We start from the raw sequence: 19,480 nt of genomic DNA on the forward strand, positions 1-19,480 counted from the left end.
ATACTCCTGCGGAGACGATCGCTGGTTGGGCTGGGTACAAGGAATACGGCGAGGCCATTGACCCCACGCAAGCAGGCACGGTTGGGGGCCCGATTGGGTATGGGTGGCTAGGGGCGAAAGAACGCTCAACAACCGACGCCACCGCCGGTCTCACCCCAATGGGCGTACGCTTGTATAACCAAGCGACAGGAAACTTCACCTCGCCAGACCCCGTCCCCGGCGGAAACTCCACGGCATACAACTATCCCACAGACCCCATCAACCAGCACGACCTCGACGGCAAAAAAGTCTGGTGGAAGCGCAATTGAAGGAAAGTAGTAGGGGGTGGCGCAACCGTACTCGCGATCGGGGGTATGTTTGCATGCGGAGTTAGTGTTGTATGTGGCGCTATCGTCGGAGGAGTGGCTGCCGGAGCTGGATATCTGTCGAAGCACTATGGACAAAAGTCATTTTCAAAATGGGGATTGGCTAGTTCCGTAGTAGGAGGCGGGGCTTTTGGCTTTTTCCCTTTCACAAAGTTTGTGCGGAATGGGAATAATCTGTTGCGAGTTGGTCGCACCTCCAAGGGTGCGCCGTGGCGTATATCGGGTGGACCGTCGTTAAAGCACTACAAGCGTCTTTCAACCTCCGCAAAGAAGAAATTGCGCAACCGTGGCTCTTTCCACTTTGAGCGCAAATGGGGCGGTTGGCGAAACCATCGTACAGGCAAGGAAGTGGAGAAGTGGAATTTTCGAAAGAAGGGCTAAGTGGATTGTCGGACCTGGTGCGCTCAATTATTGAGCCTGCTACGAAGCGCTTAAGTTCGTCGCTCGGAGTTAATGCGTCAGTAAACGGCGAGTTCGTTGTCTGGAACGTGGACAACGAATATGGACCGCAATTCTCGGTGAGGTACAACGAAAACCTTTTCCGGCTCTCGTTTCTTGAGTTTGGTCTTGTTTATCCGGTGCCGTCGCCTTGGAGCGAGGAGATGTTTATTGAGGCAGTGGAAGATATTCTCGCGATTGCAGAAATGTGCACCAAAGGCGAGTACCTCGTTGGTCGGCGCAAGCGCTGGTTCTTTCCATCGTACAACTTTCTTATTCTGGATTTCTTGGATGGCAGATATGTGGAGATTCCGGAAGTAGATGCATTATTTCCCACCTCTATTGTGCGCCTCTAGTCTTTCTGTTAATATCAAAAGTTGTTACACGGGTGTTGTAGCCTTTCATGCAGGTAGGGCGGCGAGTCTGCCTTAAAGCGAACTGCATTTTGCAGATTAGCGGAAGCGTTGAAAAAGGTGGACATTTCGTAGTGGCGTGTGCGGTAAGAAATGTTCTTTTTGGTAGACATTTAGTGCGAGTGCGTTGGTTGGGAGTCGCTAAGTTAGAAGCGGAGGGGGCAAATCGTTAGTAGGAAAGGTGCGGTCGAGAATTACCGCGCGCCACTGTCTGAGCCGCTCATGTCGGCCTAGGACCGGCCGCGCACGAGGGACTTGTAGTTTCGGTACTGCAGCGAGAGCCCGCTTGGGAAGAGTAGGAAGCAGATACCGCAGAGAGTATGCGCACCGGGGGCATTTAAGACTGCGGGTATTGTTAGACTCCAGTCGTTCTCGCTGTGGAGAATGACCCGCTAAATTGGGTGAATGTGTTGAATTCTTGACGCTCGTCACGGTTTGTATCTCGCTCGCACTATTTGTTGCTGAGACTGTTGTCGACATGTTCAATGCCCCCAAGGAGCTTGGGTTGTTCGCCAAATTCGTACATTGTAAAGCGCATTGGGTCGACCGAGATAGCGACAAGATTTCTCTTGACAGAAAGCTTTTATATGGGACAGTTTTCTTTGGAGTTGTTGGGTGGGTGCTGTTGAAAGTTTCGGAGCTCCTGTAGCGAGCGGGGTCATGGATCTATCGTTGTTTGCGTCTGCGATAGCGACGACGGCGGGACTTACGCCGGATGTGGATGTGACGGAGGTGCTTGATGCGAACCCGCTTGATTTCGATCACCGTTACACCTACGACAAGGCAGGCAATCTCGCGAAGGTTGAGAACTTGACTGGTCCGCCGGTGGGCGAGGCAACGGTTTCGCCGTATGTGGTGCGTGAGTACACGTTCACTGCGAAGGGCGCTCGTGCTGGGCTGAGTGAAACAATCCACGGGGACGACACTCTGACCGGGACTGCCACGACGGGGAAGACGCTAACACTTACCTATGACTCTGCTGATCGTCCGACGGACGGGTATGTGTATGACGTGTTTGGGCGCCAGACCACGGTCCCGGCAGCAGACGCCCCGGACCCAGGCAAGGGGAACATTAGCCTCGCGTATTTCGATATTGACCTGCCGCAAGAGATCACCCAAGGTGACACCACCACGACGTTCGCGCTCGACGTGTCTGCCCGTCGGCTTACTCAAACCACCACTACTCCTACCGGAACCATGACCACGACGCAGCATTACGCCGACGGTAGTGACAATCCGGCATGGGTGGAGCTCTAGCGGCCAAATGGTCAATCTAATGTGGGGCCCGAGATATTTCGAGAATCGATGGACGGGCTTCGGCTAAAGACACGTTTCATGGACCTACCGTCCTCTAATCACGAACTACAATAGTGGTGTAGTCGCACTTGTAGAACTGCCAACAGAGAGCGGACAACTGGCGTCAGCGATTGAAGACTGGAGGAGCTACGCAGAGTACGGAGAGAACCAGCGAACCATAAATCAAGTATCTGAGCTTCGGCCACCCTCCTCCCTGGGTTGGGTTGGTGGAAAGTGGTGTGAAAACTCAGATGAGTATGCCTCGCTGTACCTAAGGGGGCCGCAGCCTGCAACAGGCGAGCGGTCAGCAAAAAGTATGCATATGGGAAGGAAATCACCACCACTTTCTGGACGCATCCGCCATACAAAACGGTGCCTCTAAGCAAATATGCGCGATAGATTGAAGATACGATCAATTGGGCTCGTGGGTTCGTTTATCACGTGACTACAATCAAGGTGCAGCGCCGTTTGCGGTGGAAAAAGACGATCTACGCAAGCTGCAACAAAGCTGGGCGCAGAGAATGACATTACTACGCTTATGAATATGAACAATTTCGCGTAACATATGATAGGTATATTGATCCGGTTGCGATCAAGTGCGTATACAACCAGGAAGGGGCGCCAGCCTTGACGGGACGGATAGATCATGGGTGAGAGGGGTTTGTGGCAGATGCTTTACAGGGCTTTCCTTGCCACACGGTCTTGGCATTGGAACCTCGCAGCTCTGTTAGTACTCTCTGGCTGGCACCTTGTCGCGTTGCTACCCCTACCTCGTTTCATAGATCAACAATCCGTATGGATTGTGCCGCCAATAGTTATTGGCTGCCTTATAGTGAGCGGGGTGCGAGGAAGCGATCGCTTTCAAACTGAGTCACAGCCTCCGCGGGACCCCAAAGCTCGATAATTGCGACGGTCTAGCTGTTTTACTAAATCGAAGGGTTATATACTGCTTAAGTTAGCACCGGTCCGACTGTCGCTAAGCCTTCTTAATCAAACATCGGACACATTTGCAACTGCAAGGATATCGTTCAGGACGACTGTCGTCGTGCTGCCGTTGTAGTCAGTACTCGCGAACCACTGGGAGCGCGTGTAGTTTCTAGCGTTTCCGTCGTGCCAGCGAGTGTTGGCTAAGAAGTCCGGCGCGCATTCCCACAAACGCGTTGCGGTTGCATTTTTCTACGTGCCCGGTCTTGACCGCCGACGCCGCCAAGTATCATCTCTCGCGCTGTCGCGGATATCTGTGAAATCCTTGCCTTCGATTTTTGCTGGGCGCGTGATTGGGTGGTCGGTCATATCGGTGCGGGAGCTAGCTGCGTAGGTCGCTTAGCGCTCCGGTGAGGTTGGTCTGCTCTCGTACTCCACGGACTGCCGACGTTGCTTTTTGATGGTGATGCCGAGCTTTCGTCACGGATACTCCTGCGGAGACGATCGCTGGTTGGGTTGGGTACAAGGAGTACGGCGAGCCCGCGGATTCCGTCCAGGCGAGTACCGTTGCGGGTCCGGTTGGGTGTGGGTGGCTTGGTGCGAAAGGACGCGCGATGCGTGATGCGACCGTGGGTCTCACCCTCATGGGCGTGCGCCTCTACAACCAGGCGACAGGAAACTTCGCCGCCACAGACCCAGTACCAGGCGGCAACGCCACGGCATACAACTACCCGACCGACCCTATTTCAATATTCGACCTCACAGGCCGCTGCGGCTCTACAAGCACGGTAATGTGCCGCGAGGAAGCACCGGGAGGTACTCGAAGTACGATAGCAATGGGTGGGCGCGCATCTGCAGCCGGGTCGGGACAGCGTAGTTCAGGTATGTCGACTAAGAGAGGCGCAGCAGGTTCACGCAAGCCCAACAGTCCCAGCGCAAAAGGCAGATCTGTGGACAAGCACAACCATAGATCGGGGCGGAATCTAACGCGACGGCACAAGAGGCGGCGCGCATTCAAGAAGGCGGCAAACCACCAAGAACGAAGCTATAGACGCGCCGGGGAAGTGTGTAGATATGTGCTATGGAACCGGAAAATAAACGACGCAGTTTATGGTGGAAACAGGAAAGATAGGGAAATATGAACCTGTTACCGGATATATTAGCCGTTGAAGGAGGTGGCTGTGTCGCGAAAATTGCCAAATGGTGCCCGAACTGAAGCGGGACTCGCCAAGTATTCGACGATGGATTTCTTGGAAATTTGTGAGGATAATCTCGGCACGCTCTTAAAGGGCTTGGATGGTCATCTGTATTACCTGAAGGCCGATGACTTGAGCCGGAAATGCATCCTCAAAAATATGCGCGAAGGTGCTGCTCTATACGTCAATCCCGAGGGTTACTGGTCATCCTCTGAAGCGGAAGCGCACAGAGGGCGGATCGGAAAATGGTTTACGGGGCGCGAAGGTAGCGAAATTGCGCGGCGTTATGCCGACGATAAGGCTAAATACCCTCTAGTGTACTCTGCGCTATTTTGGAGCCACGTCGATTCGAAACGAGTCCTGTATCTCGAGGGGTATTCGCTGGAGCCGCTCCTCAGATTGGATCTAGAAGAGCGTAAGTGAGCTCCCTTCAGTGTGATTAGCGGCATCATCGAAATGGTCGCAGTGCTGCTTATCTAAATGTTGGGGTCTCTAAGACGAGACCTCATGATTCCTTGGTTTCGATTCTGACGGGCCCAGTGCGAGTGTTTGACCAGCCCGTGGTGACGATTCATTGTGCCGCGGCTTGCTCGCCATCCTTGCCTTCGATGCTCGCTGGGCGCGTGCTTAGTTGGTCGCCCCTGCCGGGTGTGGGTTAGCCGTGGAGGTCGCCTAACGCCACGGCGAGGTTGTTCCGCTCGCCTACGGTCTGCCGACGTTGCTTTCGTGATGGCGATGCTGATCCCCTGGGAGCGGAGCTGAGCACGAGCGCGCCCGCGCCGCATACGCGTCTCAACGCTCTCCCGACCGCGAAGCACAGGGCTCGTCGCCGCGGCCCTCGTTCTGCGCTCGCGCAGCCGCGGTGAACGATCCGTAAACTCCTGTGTTGCCGCTAGCGCAGCCTGAAATTCACCGACGGGCAAGGCCCCGTTAGGACTGGATTTCTAGCCTGAGGTCGACACTGTTTGTCGAGTTCAGGATAGAAATCATGCCCCGTATCCCCGCCTCGGGCGAGGTTGCCCCCGCCGGCGCTTCGCGCCCGCGCCGCACGCGCGGCGGCCTTCGCGCCCTCGCCGTTGCCGCGGCCCTTGCCATCGCCGTTCCCGGTAGCGTTGCCCTCCCCGCCGATTCCCCCTCCGTTCTCGCGCCGGCCACGGCCCAGGCCGCGCCAAGCGAAGACGACGTTGCAAAGGGCGGCGTGTTTGCGGATTCGCAAACGCGCCGCGTCGCACCCGGCCTCGACCTCACGACCTTCTCGCGGCTCGAGAGCGCGGGCTGGAACGAGGGCAGTGTTCTGACGGCCGATCTCACCGAGCAGACCCTCTCGATGGACATCGTCAACTCCGGAACGGTCGCGAGCCGCGCCCCGCTCGGTGAGCTCATGACATCCGGTGATCGCGGCAGCCAGGCTGTCGCCGCGATCAACTCGGCATTCTTCGACATCAATTTCAGCGATGCGCCGGTCTACAGCTCGGTCTCGAACGGGAAGCCCGTCGTTGCTTCGGATAGCAAGCGCCCGGCGTTCACGATCGCGGGCGGCAGGGCCGTGGTGCAGGCCCTCACGACGTCCGGCAAGGCCACGCTTGCCGACGGTTCGTCGTTTGAGCTTGCTACCCTCAACGACCCGAGCATCCCTGAGGGCAAGATCGGCGTGTACAACGCGCGCTGGGGCTCCTCCACGCTCGATCGTCCCATCGGCGGCCCCGACAAGGTGAGCACTCACGCTGCGTTCGCGCTCATCCAGGATGGCGAGGTCGTGAAGGTGAGCGGGAGCGTCGAGAAGGGCGTGGGCCCGCAGGAGATCCCCGAGGGTGCCCAGCTCCTCCTCGGCCGCGAGGCAGGTGCCGACAAGGTCGCGGCCCTCAAGGTCGGCGACAAGGTTGACGTTGCTATCGGCCCCGATCAGAAGGTCGACCTGGGTGTGCAGGGCAGCGACCAAATCCTCAAAAATGGCGAGGTCATGGCGATGAATGACGACTCCCTCGTCAAGACCGCGCATCCGCGAACCGCGATCGGCGTCAGCAAGGACGGCTCGAAGGTGTTTGCGGTCGTGCTCGATGGCCGCAGCGCCGACTCACGCGGTATGACCCTCCCCGAACTCGGCCAGCTCTTCAAGGATCTCGGCGCCTACAATGCCGTGAACCTCGACGGCGGTGGCTCCTCCGCGATGATCGCACGTGAGGCCGGCTCGGACGGCCCGACCGTGTGGAACACGCCTTCGGATGGCGAGGTGCGCAGCGTCGCCGATGCGCTCGTGTTCTACTCGAGCGCGCCGAAGGACGTTATCTCTGACGCCAAGCTCTCGACCTCCCTCGAGAACGAGAAGAGCGTGTTCCCCGGCCTTCACCGCACGCTCAACGGCACGGCCCTCGGGAAAAATCTTGCGCCGCTCGCGGCCGACGGCACCTACGCCGCCGAGGGCAACGCCACGGTCGACACGGTCGATTCGACTACCGCCGTCGTCGAGGGCGTCAAGCCGGGCGCCGCAACCGTCACGTACACGACCGGGGCCCACCAGGATTCACTCAACGTGCGAGTCCTCGGCGACATGCTCTCGATCCGCCCGAGCGCCCGTACCCTGAGCCTGCCCGATCCCGAGTCGGTTCGCAGCGTCACGCTCACGGGTGTAGATTCCGACGGTCGCCGCGCTCGCATCGAAACCCAGGACGTCAAGGTCGAGGCGAGCAAGGGCTTCACCGTGACCGATGACGGACTCGGCACGTGGACAGTCGCCGGAACCGGCGATGCCGAAGCCGGCACCGTGACGTTCAGCGTGGGAGATGTCGAGACGACGATCCCCGTGAGCTACGGAACCAAGGAAGAGCAGGTCTTCGACTTTTCCGATCTCGGCGCCTTCAAGGACGGCAATGCGCGTGCGACCGGCTTCCTTGAACCCGCGAAGGGTGAAGACGGTAAGAGTCCTGCCGTTCGCCTGCAGTACGACTTCACCCAGTCGACCGCGACCCGCGGCTACTACCTGATCGCGAACGAGCCCGTGAAGGTCGAGGGCAACGCGCTCGCGTTCACCGCGGATATGAAGGGCGATGCGACGGGCGTGTGGCCGCGCCTCCAGGTCGTTGACGCCAAGGGCACCCGCACGAACATCAATGGCGAGAACGTCACCGTCAATGGCTGGTCGCAGGTGGTCTTTAAAGTTCCCGAGGGCGTCGCCCAGCCGTTGACCGTCGAGGCGATTCGCCTCATGGAGACCCGCTCGGACGCCCAGTACAAGGGAGACGTCACGATTTCCGGGCTGCGCGCGCTCACCACAAGCCCGGCCTCGACGGAGGCGAACAGCGAGGCTGCAATTCACGACCCGGCACTGCTCGCGATGGGCACGGTCAATGATCGCCCGCAGCGCATCGCGGTCATGAGCGATGCCCAGTTCGTTGCCCGCGACCCCAACTCGCCCCTCGTTCAGGGCGCGCGCCGCACGCTTCGCGAGATCAAGGCCGAAAAGCCCGACCTGCTCGTGATCAACGGCGACTTCGTTGACGAAGCAAGCCCCGAGGATTTCGCGCTCGCGAAGACGATCCTCGACGAAGAGTGGGGAACAGAGATTCCCTACCTCTACGTTCCCGGCAACCACGAAGTCATGGGCGGAAAAATCGAGAACTTCGAGAAAGCTTTCGGCTCCGTGACGAACGAGCGCACGCTCGGCCGCACGAAGATCCTCACGCTCAACACCGCTGGCGGTAGCCTCCGCTCCGGCGGCATCGATCAGATTGCGCAGCTCGAAAAGGCCCTCGACGAGGTCGAGAACTCTGACGCCCTCACCGGCATCGTCGTGTTCTTCCACCACCCGCCGAGCGACCCGCTCCCCGCGAAAACGAGCCGGCTCTCTGACCAGCGCGAGGCCCGCGAACTCGAGCGCGTGCTCGGTGAGTTCCGCGAGCGCTCGGGTAAGTCGGCAGCCGTCGTCAACGGGCACGTGGGAGTGTTCAACGGTTCGGCCGTCGAAGGCGTCACCTACCTGATCAACGGCAACTCGGGCAAGAACCCGGACGGCACGCCGGAGACGGGCGGTTTCACCGGGTGGACGATGCTTGGCATCAACCCGGGCGCAGGCAAGGTCGGTAGGAATCCGACGACGGCGGATCGCGTCGCGTGGCTCGCGGCCGAAACCAAGCCGTGGGTCGATGACCTCACGCTCACGCTCCCCAAGGTCCTCGCCGAGGGTGAGAGTGCCGACTTCAGCGCCGTGTTCACGCAGGATGGCCGCACGGTTCCCGTCGCGTGGCCCGTCACCGCTCAGTACTCGGGTAGGGGAGTTCTCGTGGACGACGGTTCCGAGGCGGCCGAGGTTGCCGACGACAGCGCCGTGATCCGCGTGAACCCCCTGACCGGTGAGGTCACCGCCATCCGCCCCGGCGAAGCCGAACTCGTCGTGACGGTCAACGGGCGTAGCCACTCTCAGTGCATCACGGTCGAGGGTGCGAGTGCCCCGGCGAAGCCGGCCCCTGAGGAGGAACCGTCGGACTCCGGCGTGGCCCCGGCCGAGCCCGCCCCCAGCGAGGCAGATCCGGCGGGAGGAGCCGAGGACTCCGATGAAGCGGCGGGTACCGATGAGGACCCGGCGGCAGGAGCCGAGGGCCCCGATGAAGTGGCGGGTACCGATGAGGACGGTGCCGCTGAAGGGCCAGCCGGCCAGGCGGAGCCACCCGCGAAGGAGGATCCCCGGATGGGAAGCGCCGATTCCGGTACGGCATCACGCACCGCGCGAGCTACCGCTCCAGCGGCGAGCGGCCATGCGCCCCTCCCACGCACGGGCGTCGAGCTCGGCGGAGCGATCGCAAGCCTCATGTTCCTCGGCCTTGGCAGCGTGCTTCTTGCACGCTCGCGTAAGGCGGGCATGAAGTAACCAAAGAGCTCCCGATCGAGAGTTCAGGGGCGCCGGCGTCGCAGTTATCGCGAGCCGGCGCCCCACTCCATTATTGAAAGTGGGAGCAGTTCCTCACACTGCGGAAACGACGTGCGCTCGGCAACCGTCGGACCTCGCCTACCCTGGAAGGGTGAAGGCACTCTCGAGAATTTTCCGGTTTACGAGCGAGCTGTGGCCGCTCTATCTTGTGATCGTCGTGTCGGCGCTCCTGACGACCGCGATGACCCTCATCATTCCGTTCCTCATCGGCTCGGCAACCGACACCGCGACCGCCGCCGTGGCGGGGACGCTCACTCGCGACGAAGCCCTGCACGACATCATCATGACGGCCGTGTGGATTTTCGTCGCGTTCATGGCGAGTGCTCTCATTCAGAACATCGGCGGGTACTTCGGTGACGTCATGGGCAACCGCCTCCGTGCGATGCTCTCCGTTCGCTACTACGACAAGCTGCTCAACCTCCCGCAGCGCTGGTACGACGAAGAACTCACGGGAACGATTGTTTCGCGCCTGAACCGCTCGATCGCGGAAATTGGAACGTTCGCGAAGATCGCCTCAAACGCCTTCATCTCGATGATCATCACCGCGATCGCCGTGCTCGCGATCAGCGCGTGGTACTGGTGGCCGCTCGCCCTCATCCTGTTCATCATGTTCCCGCTGTACCTGTGGCTGACCTCCCTCACGAGCGTCAAGTGGCAGCGACTCGAAGGCGAGAAGAACGAGCAGATCGACATTGCCTCGGGCCGCTTTGCGGAGGTCGTGGGCCAGATCCGCGTCGTCAAGAGCTTCGTGCGAGAAAAGAGCGAACTTGCCTCGTTCACGAAGCGCTTCAACAGCACCGACGCGATCACAAAGGAGCAGTCGGTCCACTGGCACAAGATGGATGTCTACCGTCTCGCGGCCCTTAATCTCGCGTTCGCGGTGCTGTACCTCATCATCTTCATCCGCACGGTTCAGGGCGATTTCTCGGTCGGTGACATGGTCATCCTCATCCAGCTCATGAACCTCGTGCGCAACCCGATCGAGAACATGAGCTGGGTCGTGGACACGTCGCAGCGCGCGGTTGCCGGGTCGAAAGACTATTTCGCGGTCATGGACACGAAGGTCGAGGTATGGCCGACGCTTGCCGACGGACGATCGTTCCCGGAGGCGGTGGAGGGTGCCCCGCGCATCGTTTTCGACCACGTGAACTTCGCCTACGAAGAAAACCACGACGTCCTGCACGACATGAGCTTCCACGTGGACTCGGGGGAGAAGGTCGCGCTCGTCGGCGAGTCCGGCGGCGGTAAATCCACGATCGTGAACCTGATCCTCGGCCTGTACCGCACGCGCACCGGAGAGGTGCGCCTTCGCGGCCACAACGTCAACGAGCTTCCGATCGACGTGGTGCGCTCACGCGTGGGCGTGGTGTTCCAGGACGCGGCGCTGTTCAGCGGCACGATCCGCGAAAACATCGCCTACGGTCGACCTGACGCAACAGACGAAGAGGTGCGCGAAGCCGCTCGGCGCGCGAACGCGAACCAGTTCATCGAGCGGTTCAACGACGGCTACGACACCCTGATTGGGGAGCGCGGCCTCAAACTTTCGGGCGGGCAGCGCCAGCGCATCGCGGTTGCGCGCGCGATGCTCAAGGACGCCCCGATCCTCGTGCTCGACGAGGCGACCTCCGCGCTCGATACGAAAGCCGAGCGGCAGGTCCAGGCGGGCCTCGATGCGCTCATGGAGAACCGCACGTCGATCATCATCGCGCACCGCCTCTCGACGATCGCGGGTGTTGACCGGATCATCACGCTGCGCGATGGTCGCATCGACGAGATCGGCACGCCCGCCGAGCTCGCGGCTTCGGGTGGCATCTACGCCGAGCTGCTCGCCCTGCAGAACGCGGGAGGTTCGGAAGCGAAGAAGCTGCTCGAGAGGTTCGGGATCACCGGCTGAGTTCCCCAGGTTAGTCTCGAGGAAGCCGAGGGGCGTTCGTACGATGGTGTCGTGACTTCCGAGCGTTTTTCACGAGAGCAGAGCATTGTGGTTGACGCGCCGGCCGGGCGCATCACCGGGTGGCGCGACGGCGAGGTGATCCGCGCGACGGGGATTCCGTACGCGCGTGCGGGTCGCTTTGAGAAGCCGGTGCCCATGCTGGACCTGGGGGAATTCGAGGCGCGCGAGTGGAGCTCGTCGGCGCCGCAGAACACCGTGGAGGAGCCGCCGCTTTTCGGCCCGGAGCTTCGCGACCTGCCGGCGAGCGAGGACTGCCACAACCTCTCGATTACCGTCCCCGGTGATATTCGCGAGCGTGAGAAGCTTCCCGTGATCGTGTGGATCCACGGAGGTTCGTATGTCGTGGGTGCGGGCGATTCGTCGTTCACCGATCCCGCACGGTGGGTGGCGGAGCGCCGTGTGGTCGTCGTGACCGTTTCATATCGCCTCGGGGTGCTTGGCTTCCTCGGCTCCTCACTCGGCCCCGCGAACCTCGGCCTGCTCGACCAGGCGGAGGCATTTCGGTGGGTACGCCGCAACATTTCGTCGTTTGGCGGGGACGCTGCGCGAGTGACGGCACTCGGGGAGTCGGCGGGGGCCGACGCCATCCTGCACCACGCCGCCGCCATGGGGCACGCGATCTTCGAAGGCCGCGACGAGGAGCTGCTGTTCGACCGCGCGATTGCACTCAGTCCACCGCTCGGGATCCGCGAGGGGCGCAGCCGCATGAACGCGCTCAGCGCGAGGATTCTTGAGAAGCGCGTGAAGCGCGAGTCGCCCATCGAGGATCTGCTCGAGGCCCAAAAAGCGATTGAAACGGCAGCGGCGCCCTTCGGCTACGCGGGGTCGATGCCGTTCGGCGTCCAATACGGCCACGACCCACTTCCGCCGGAGGAGGACGTGCTCGCGGCGTGGCACGCGATCGCGCCCAAGGTGCCCCTCCTCATCAGTTCGGTGGGAACCGAAAGCAGCTTCTTCGCGCATTCGATGCCCTTCGCGCGATTCTTGCGGGGGCTTCCGCGCGTGGGGGAGAGGGCGTACTGGATGTTCGTGGATTCGTCGAGCAGAGCGGTGTTTACGAAAGGCATCGACTTTCTTGCGCACGAGTGGGCGGCTGCAGGCGGCATGTCGCACCGCGCCGTGGTTCCGTGGAGCGTGCCCGGCAACCCGTTTGGCTCCCCGCACGTCATGGACATCGCGCTGCTGTTTTCTCGCGAGGACTCGTGGCGTAGTGCGCTCCCGTTCGAGGGGGCGACGTGGGACGAGGTCGATCGCGCCGGTGCCGAACTTCGCCGGTATTTTGCGGAGTTTGCGAGCGGTGCGAGCGACCACCCCCTCACGAAGGAGCCGCGTGTGATCCGAGGCTTCGCAGCATAGGCGGGGCCTGCGGCTCCCCTCCTCACCAACCTAGGAACCTAAACCCTACGTTTGTGGCGTAATGGCTTCGAGTTGCGCCGCAAACGTTGGGGTTAGTTTCCTAGACGGTCGCCTCGAGCTCCGTTCCCTCGGCGCCGTTATCGAGTTCGCCCCGGCGCTTGTTGCGCAGCACCCCGTGGCGGGGGCTCAGCGCCCACGACAGCACGAAGATCGCCGTCGCGACGAGCACGATCGTGCCACCCGTCGGGAGATCGAGCGCCCACGAGAAGTACACGCCGAGCAGGGCGCTGCCCATGCCGATGCCCGCAGCGCACGCCATCATCGGCACGATCCGATCGGTGAGCATCCGCGCCGAAGCTGCCGGCGTGACGAGTAGGGCGAGGACGAGGATGTTGCCGATCGTGTGGATGCTCATGACAACCGCGAGAGTCACGAGCACCGAGAGGGCGATATCGAGGAGCATCACGGGCAGGCCGAGTGCCGCAGCGTAGCCGCGGTCCATCCCGACGACAACGAGGTCTCGATGCAGGATGACGAGGAGGGCGAGCACGATCGCCGTGAACACCGCTGAGGTGATGAGCGCCGAATCCTCGATGCCCGTGATGGCCCCGAACAAGAAGCTCGAAAGTGAACCGCCGTAGCCGGGGGCGCGGCTCATGACCACGATGCCGAGTGCAAACGCCGCGACGAAGAACACGCCGATCACGGCGTCGCTTCGCAACCGGTGATGGTTACCGAAAACGGCGATGAGGATCGCCGTGATGACGCCCGCGACGATTCCGCCCACGAGGAACGAGCCCTGAAGCACGAATGCCACCGCAATTCCGGGGAACACCGCGTGCGCGACAGCGTCGCCAATGAACGTCATGCCGCGCAGCACCACGTGCGTGCCCACAACGGCGCACACGAGCGCCGCGAGCATCGACACGACGAGAGCTTTCGGCAGGAACGTCAGCTGCGGGTTCGTGAGGTCGGTGAGGAAGTCGAGAGGAGTCAGCATCAATGGTCTTTCGATTCGGCGTCGACCGCGGAGGCGACGTGCGTAAGAAGAGGTGAGTGCTCGGAAACGCGGAAGGTCTCCCGCCACGGCTCGGGGTCGCGCAGTTCGCGTGGCGGGGCATCCGCGATCACTCGGCGATTGAGCAGCACCACGCGATCGGCGACGTGCAGCGCATGCGTGAGGTCGTGCGTCGACATGACCACGGCGCAGCCCTCGCGCGCGAGCGACACGAACAGGTCACTCAGGAGTTCCTGCGAGGGCATATCGAGCCCCGTGAACGGCTCGTCGAGCAAAAGAACAGAGGGCTCGAGCACAAGTGCGCGAGCGATCATGACGCGTTGGCGCTGACCGCCCGACATCTCACCGATCGGGCGATCCTTCATGGCGTCCATGCGGACCTTTGAAAGGGCGTGCGCGACGGCCTTGTAGTGCTCCTTGCCGGGGGAGCGCCAGCGGCTGAGCTTGCGAATAAGCCCGAGCATGACCACGTCGTGCGCGGTCGCGGGGAAATCCCACTCCATTTCGCTGCGCTGCGGAACGTACGCACGTTCCCCACGCGCCTCGACGGATCCCGAAGCGAGGGGGAGCACCCCGAGAAGGCTCTTCACGAGGGTGGTTTTACCGGCGCCATTCGGCCCGAGCAGCACCGTGACGCTTCCAGCCTCGATATCGAGGCTGATGTCATCAAGGACCGTGCGCCCACCGAGATTCACGCGTAGCTGCGAGCACGAGAGCGGAAGCGCGGCGTCGGTGTGGCCCGCCGCGGTCGCGCCAGCCGCCTCACGCGGGTGTGCGCTGAGAGCGGAGGTCACTTCCTGCCACCTTCGCCCGGCTGGTTCGCGGCCGAGGATCCGGTGCCTGCGGCTTCGCTTTCGGCTTCGGCTCGCGCGCGCTCATTCTTCTTCTTGTTGAGCGCGTAGGCTCCGCCGCCCGCGGCAGCAACCACGGCGGCGCCGCCGCCCACGATCCACGGAAGAGAGTTCGAGCTCGTCTTTTCGCTCGCGCCGTCATCGGCAGCGCCCTTCGAGGGCTTAGCCTTCGCGTCATCCTTCGCGGCGCCGGGAGCCGAGGAGGCGTCGGACCCGCCATCGCTCGCACTTCCCGCGGCCGGTGCACCGTCGTTGCCCCACGCGGGCGTCGCCTGCATCGCTTCATCCGGCGCGGTCGCATCGCCGACCGCGAAACGCAGGGTGCCGCCAGCGGAGTACTTCGTGCCGTCCTCGCCCTCGGCCACCGCTTCCACGGCGAGGAGATACACGCCGGGCTTCGTGAACACCCAGTTCGCGTGCGTGTGCGTGTTGATGTCCACGAACACGTCGGCGGGGGTCTGCTCGAGCGTGTCGCCATCGGCGAGCTGCTCCGGCGGCGCGAAGTTGCCCGGCTGGAGGAACAGGCTGAAGTGGCCGGGACCGGACACGTGCGTGAAGCGCAGCGTGACGCCGCGCGGGCATGCTTTGACGACTGCGGGATCCTGCGTATTCCACCCGAGCCACACGACGCCCGACACTTCGGTCTGGGGCACGACGTACACCTCAGAGCCAGATTCGGCCTTGATGAACGAGTACGCTTCATCGTCCGGAACGGGAAGAATTCCCTGGTCATGGACCTGGAAAACGATGTCCTCGAGCATGCGCCACGTGGGGGTTTCCCCCGTGTCGTCACGCGCGGCGAAGATCCACTCACCGTCGATGAGGCGCGGGCCGAGATCGACGTGATGCGCATCGATCACGACCTTCTCGCCCTCGACGATCTTCTCGTCATCGCTCACCTTCTGCTTGAGAGCCGGGTCGTCGGCACCGTCGGTCGCACCGTCGGTCGGATCGAGCGGGAGGGGCCGTGCGGGGGCCGCGAGGGCAGCGGGGGCGCAGGCCAGGGCGCCGAGTGCGCCGGCGCCGAGAGCCGCAAAGTGGCGCCGCGTGAGGGCGCGAGAAGAACGGGAAGTCATGAGCTCATCTTTCGTTGGTAGGAGGGTTTTATTCCGACGCTTGCCGGTCGCCATCGCCCAGGGGTTTTCCACCGAGCCCCCTCGCGAGGGAGTCGGCGTTGGCCCTCATCATCGCGGCGTAGGTATTGACCTCGCGCGTGAAGGAGTCGCCCCAGATGGGCTGGACGGGAATCTTTTCCATGCGGGCGGCATCAACGAGGCTCGTCGATACCGGTCCCGCTGTGGCTTCAAGGAAGACCGCTTTCGGGGCGAGGTCGCGCAGAGTCGCGGCGAGGCGGCGGCGATCCGCGATGGAAGGCTCTTGCCCCGGGGAAGGGGAGACGACGGCGGCGATACGAAGCCCGTAGCGGTTCGCGAGGTAGCCGTAGGCGTCGTGGGTCGTCACGAGTTCGCGGCCGGCCTTCGGGATTGAATCGATCGAACGCTGGAGGTAGGAGTCGACGTCGTCGAGTTCGCGCAAGTATGTGGCCGCCCGCGAGCGGTATCCGCCCGCGTGGTCCGGGTCGAGGCCGCACAGGTGGTCGCGGATGACCTCGACGTAGGCCTGGGCGTTCGTGACGTCTTGCCACAGGTGCGGGTCGATCTCGCCGTGCACGTGCTTGCCGAGGACGGCCTGCGGCAGTTGGTAGACGTCTGTTCCGCCGCGGGCGATGAATCGGAAGGCGGGATCGGCGGGGACCGGAAGTAACGCTTTCGGGGGCACGTGGATCACCATGTCGTCGAGCGCGATGTCGCGCGTACCGCCGTTGGCTTCGGGGTCGTCGATGCGCATCACGAGCGCGCCAGAGGGAACGTCGACCGTGATGTCGGCGTGGCCCGCGGAAATCACTTGTCGCTTCGCAAGGGAGGCGTGGGCGCCTTTTTTCGCCGCTTCCTCGGGGGAGATGCCGACGCAGATCCAGACGTCGCCCTCGGCGGAGGATTCGGCTCCAAGCGCACCACCGCTCCACGTTCCCCTAAAGCGCGCGCGATACACGCCTGCCTTAGTAAAGGCCCAGCTCATATGCGTGTGGGCATCCATGGGAAGGTCGATGGCATCGGTGCGGGCTGAGACGCCGTCGGACGAATCAAAGACGCGCTGGGGCTCCCCGAATGTTCCGGTCACGTACCCGTGCAGGGCGCCGGGTCCGTCGCTCTCGGCGAGGGCGAGACGCACTTGCGTGAGGCGCCCGGCGCCACGTTCGCGGCCCGCGACGCGAAGGCCGAGCCACACCGTGTCAAGAGAGCGGTTCTCGACGAGCGGGATGATTGTGGCGCCGCGCGTCGAGGCTTCCTCGGCGAGCGCGAGGTGCGTCGAGCCTGCGGGAAGGTTCGCGTCGATCGTGCGGATCAGCGCCTGTTCCTCGAGCATGAGGTAGTTCGACAGCGCGAGATCGGCGTAGGCGATGTCGCGGACGTTGCGGGGGAGAGGCTCGAACGAGTGCGGGTCGCCACCCTCGGGGATGAGGGACGTGACGAGTGCATCGGGACCCGCGACGTTCTTTGCGAGATCGGCGAGAATGCCGGTCGTTGCCACGACGCGCGGGCGAGGATCTTCGCTCGAGCGCGCGGTGCGGCCAGGCAGAATGATCGCGCCGAGAGAGCAGGCGGCGGCGCCCAGGAGCACGGAGCGCCGCCGCAGTTTAGGGGTGGAGGTCACTGGAAGCGGCGCCTCGCCACTGCCGTGCCAGCGCCCACGATGATGAGCGCTGCGGCGGTGCCGGCGAGGCCGGTCACCTCAGCGCCCGTGCGCGGAAGATCCGAAGCGGAGCCACCCGCGGGAGCGTCGCCCGTCACGGACTTGGCGTAGTCGGCGGAGCCGCCCGCCTCCACGATCTGGTCGGCGCTGAGGTCACAGTCGGCGCCGTCCTCGGTCTTGCCCTTGAGGTCGACGATCTTGTAGCCCTTGCCGTCCTTGAAGATCTGGCCGATCTTCGCGCTCTTGCGGTCCTTTGCGGCGCTCACGCTCGAGCCCGAGCCGGCGGTCGAGGAGTACCACTTCTGGCCAACGATCTGGCCGAAGTTGCCCGAGGTGAACACGCCCACGTTGCCCGGGCCGCTCGCGGACACGAGGGTCTGAGTGATTTCGCCGGTCGTGTTCTGGATGATCGAGGGGTGCATCGAGTTCGCGCCGACCCACGGAACGCTCGGGGCCTGAGTCGAGCCGATCATCCACACGTCCGAGCCTGCGGGGGCGATGAACTCGATGCCCGCGGGTGCCTTTGCCTTTGCGGCGTTGCCGAGGCCGAACGAGATGGAGGAGGGGTCAACCCACTGCGCGGGTGACTTGCGGTCGTCCTTGATCGACGAGATGAGCTTGCCGTTCTCGAAGCGTGAACCAAAGTCGAAGTGGCCGCTCGTTGCGCCGGAGCTGCTACCCACGTTGAACGTGAGGGTCGAGGTGTCGGAGTAGCTCTTGCCGTCCTTGCCCTTAACGCTCTGGCGGATCTTCAGCTTGTAAGTACCGGGCTTAGAGAAGACCCAGTTGGGGTGCACGTGCGTGTTCGCGGGAATCGTGTACGAGCCGCCAACCTTGGCCTTAGAGGTGCTCGTCGCCGCCTTGACCTCGTCCTGCGTGGCGTCGCGCACGACTTCGGTCGCGGTGCACACGGGCGCCTTCGGCTCTTCCTTGGCGGGGGCTTCCGGCATCGCCGGTGCAGCGGGAGCAGCGTGCTTTGCCGGTGTCTTGGCCTCCTTAGCCGGGGCCGCAGCCTTAGCCTTAGCCTTAGCCTTAGCCTTAGCCTTCGCCTTCGGTGCGGGTGCGGCGGGCTTTTCCGGGGCCTTGGCCTTCGGCGTGGAAGTGCGAGGCTTCGGCTTGTCCGCGGGTGCGGGATTTGCGGGCGCGGCAGGCGCGCTGGAGTCCTTCGGCGTAGGCGCTGCCGCGGTGGGTGCGGTGTCCGACGGCTTCTCGGGTGTCGTCGAGTCCTTCGGTGCCGGTGCCGGTGCCGGTGCGGGGGCGGGAGCCGGTGCCGGCTTTTCAGCCTTGGCGTCGGCCTTGCCCTTGAACTCATCGCCCACGGTGAAGGTGTAGGTCGCCTTGTTCGAGGAGACCTTCTTGCCGCCCTTGCGGCCCTCGGCGTGGAGGGTCAGCGTGTACACGCCGGGCTTCGTGAAGACCCAGTGCGCGTGCGTGTGAGCAGCGAACTTCTGATCGCGGATAGCGCCCGCCTTGAGCTGGGTGCCGCCTCCGGCGAGCAGGGGCTCAATGCCGCTCAGGCTCCCCTGACCGAACAGGTGGATGGCGCCGGGGCCCTCGACCTTGTCGAACTTGAGCTTAATCGACTCATCAAAGCCCGTGCCCTTGACCCCCAAGGTGTCCCAGCCGGGCCAGAGGAGGTTCTGGTCTTGGGTGATCGGCAGCCAGTAGGCCTTCGGGGCGCCGGGAACACCCTTCGGGAGATCCTTGAGGGCCGCCGACTTCACGTGAAGCTCGACGTCTTCGGCAGCGTGTGTCTTGTGCGAGCCCGTGACGTCTTCCTTGAGGTCGAGCTTGAGCGCGTCGCCCTCAGCGGTGACGTTGAAGGCATCGACGTGGCCGGATTCGATCACGAGGCGCCCGGCGGCGTGCGCCGAGCCGAGAGGAATGAGGATAACGGCGAGCGAAGCGAACGCCGCGAGGAGCGCGCGCAACGCGGCGCGAGTGCGCGCCGGCGCCGTGGCTGTCTGGACCAAGGGAGCACCTTTCTATGTCGC

At 62.9% G+C, this 19,480-nt stretch carries 12 protein-coding genes; 7 read left to right on the plus strand and 5 right to left on the minus strand.

Features of this window, described 5'->3' with window-relative positions; genetic code table 11:
• The 7 genes from HMPREF3157_RS10250 to HMPREF3157_RS04925 all read left to right on the plus strand — a co-directional run.
• On the plus strand, window positions 1–308 hold a 308-nt coding region (locus HMPREF3157_RS10250; protein ID WP_141740631.1), incomplete at its 5' end, for an RHS repeat-associated core domain-containing protein.
• 413 nt (window positions 309–721) lie between these two features.
• Window positions 722–1,159, plus strand: a complete 438-nt coding sequence (locus tag HMPREF3157_RS04895) for a hypothetical protein (RefSeq protein WP_070435690.1) — start codon at window positions 722–724, stop codon at window positions 1,157–1,159.
• A 717-nt stretch (window positions 1,160–1,876) separates the two neighbouring features.
• On the plus strand, window positions 1,877–2,473 hold the full coding sequence (locus HMPREF3157_RS04905; RefSeq protein WP_070435692.1) for a hypothetical protein: 597 nt from the start codon (window positions 1,877–1,879) through the stop codon (window positions 2,471–2,473).
• 2,144 nt (window positions 2,474–4,617) lie between these two features.
• A complete protein-coding gene (locus HMPREF3157_RS04910; RefSeq protein WP_070435693.1) occupies window positions 4,618–5,055 on the plus strand; it encodes a hypothetical protein in 438 nt (145 codons plus the stop codon).
• A gap of 565 nt (window positions 5,056–5,620) precedes the next feature.
• Window positions 5,621–9,493: a phosphodiester glycosidase family protein gene (locus HMPREF3157_RS04915; protein ID WP_070435694.1), complete on the plus strand. Its 3,873-nt coding sequence runs from the start codon at window positions 5,621–5,623 to the stop codon at window positions 9,491–9,493.
• Window positions 9,494–9,644: 151 nt separating this feature from the next.
• Entirely contained in the window at window positions 9,645–11,447 is a 1,803-nt protein-coding gene (locus HMPREF3157_RS04920; protein WP_070435695.1) for an ABC transporter ATP-binding protein, read from the plus strand.
• 51 nt (window positions 11,448–11,498) lie between these two features.
• Window positions 11,499–12,863: a carboxylesterase family protein gene (locus HMPREF3157_RS04925; RefSeq protein WP_083288061.1), complete on the plus strand. Its 1,365-nt coding sequence runs from the start codon at window positions 11,499–11,501 to the stop codon at window positions 12,861–12,863.
• 100 nt (window positions 12,864–12,963) lie between these two features.
• Here the strand turns inward: HMPREF3157_RS04925 and HMPREF3157_RS04930 are convergent, their stop codons facing one another.
• The 5 genes from HMPREF3157_RS04930 to HMPREF3157_RS04950 are packed head-to-tail and all read right to left on the minus strand — an operon-like array spanning window position 12,964 to window position 19,459.
• Complete coding sequence (locus tag HMPREF3157_RS04930; protein ID WP_070435696.1) at window positions 12,964–13,863, minus strand: anchored repeat-type ABC transporter permease subunit; 900 nt, start codon at window positions 13,861–13,863, stop codon at window positions 12,964–12,966.
• The gene (locus HMPREF3157_RS04935) at window positions 13,863–14,675 is read right to left on the minus strand and encodes an anchored repeat-type ABC transporter ATP-binding subunit (RefSeq protein ID WP_083288062.1); all 813 of its coding nucleotides are present in this window, start codon (window positions 14,673–14,675) and stop codon (window positions 13,863–13,865) included. The genes HMPREF3157_RS04930 and HMPREF3157_RS04935 overlap by 1 nt, the downstream gene beginning before the upstream one ends.
• On the minus strand, window positions 14,672–15,808 hold the full coding sequence (locus tag HMPREF3157_RS04940) for a choice-of-anchor M domain-containing protein (protein ID WP_070435697.1): 1,137 nt from the start codon (window positions 15,806–15,808) through the stop codon (window positions 14,672–14,674). The genes HMPREF3157_RS04935 and HMPREF3157_RS04940 overlap by 4 nt, the downstream gene beginning before the upstream one ends.
• A 28-nt stretch (window positions 15,809–15,836) precedes the next feature.
• The gene (locus HMPREF3157_RS04945) at window positions 15,837–17,447 is read right to left on the minus strand and encodes an anchored repeat ABC transporter, substrate-binding protein (RefSeq protein WP_210386272.1); all 1,611 of its coding nucleotides are present in this window, start codon (window positions 17,445–17,447) and stop codon (window positions 15,837–15,839) included.
• Complete coding sequence (locus tag HMPREF3157_RS04950) at window positions 17,444–19,459, minus strand: choice-of-anchor M domain-containing protein (protein WP_070435698.1); 2,016 nt, start codon at window positions 19,457–19,459, stop codon at window positions 17,444–17,446. The genes HMPREF3157_RS04945 and HMPREF3157_RS04950 overlap by 4 nt, the downstream gene beginning before the upstream one ends.
• Window positions 19,460–19,480 lie beyond the last annotated feature (21 nt).

This window comes from Dermabacter sp. HMSC06F07 (genome assembly GCF_001807345.1).
GTDB lineage: Bacteria > Actinomycetota > Actinomycetes > Actinomycetales > Dermabacteraceae > Dermabacter > Dermabacter hominis.

What these genes read in the sequence shown, in the direction of transcription:
- HMPREF3157_RS04930 (WP_070435696.1), bottom strand. Translation starts at nt 13,863, where the DNA reads ATGCTGACTCCTCTCGACTTCCTCACCGACCTCACGAACCCGCAGCTG.
- HMPREF3157_RS04905 (WP_070435692.1), top strand. Translation starts at nt 1,877, where the DNA reads ATGGATCTATCGTTGTTTGCGTCTGCGATAGCGACGACGGCGGGACTT.
- HMPREF3157_RS04915 (WP_070435694.1), top strand. Translation starts at nt 5,621, where the DNA reads ATGCCCCGTATCCCCGCCTCGGGCGAGGTTGCCCCCGCCGGCGCTTCG.
- HMPREF3157_RS04940 (WP_070435697.1), bottom strand. Translation starts at nt 15,808, where the DNA reads ATGACTTCCCGTTCTTCTCGCGCCCTCACGCGGCGCCACTTTGCGGCT.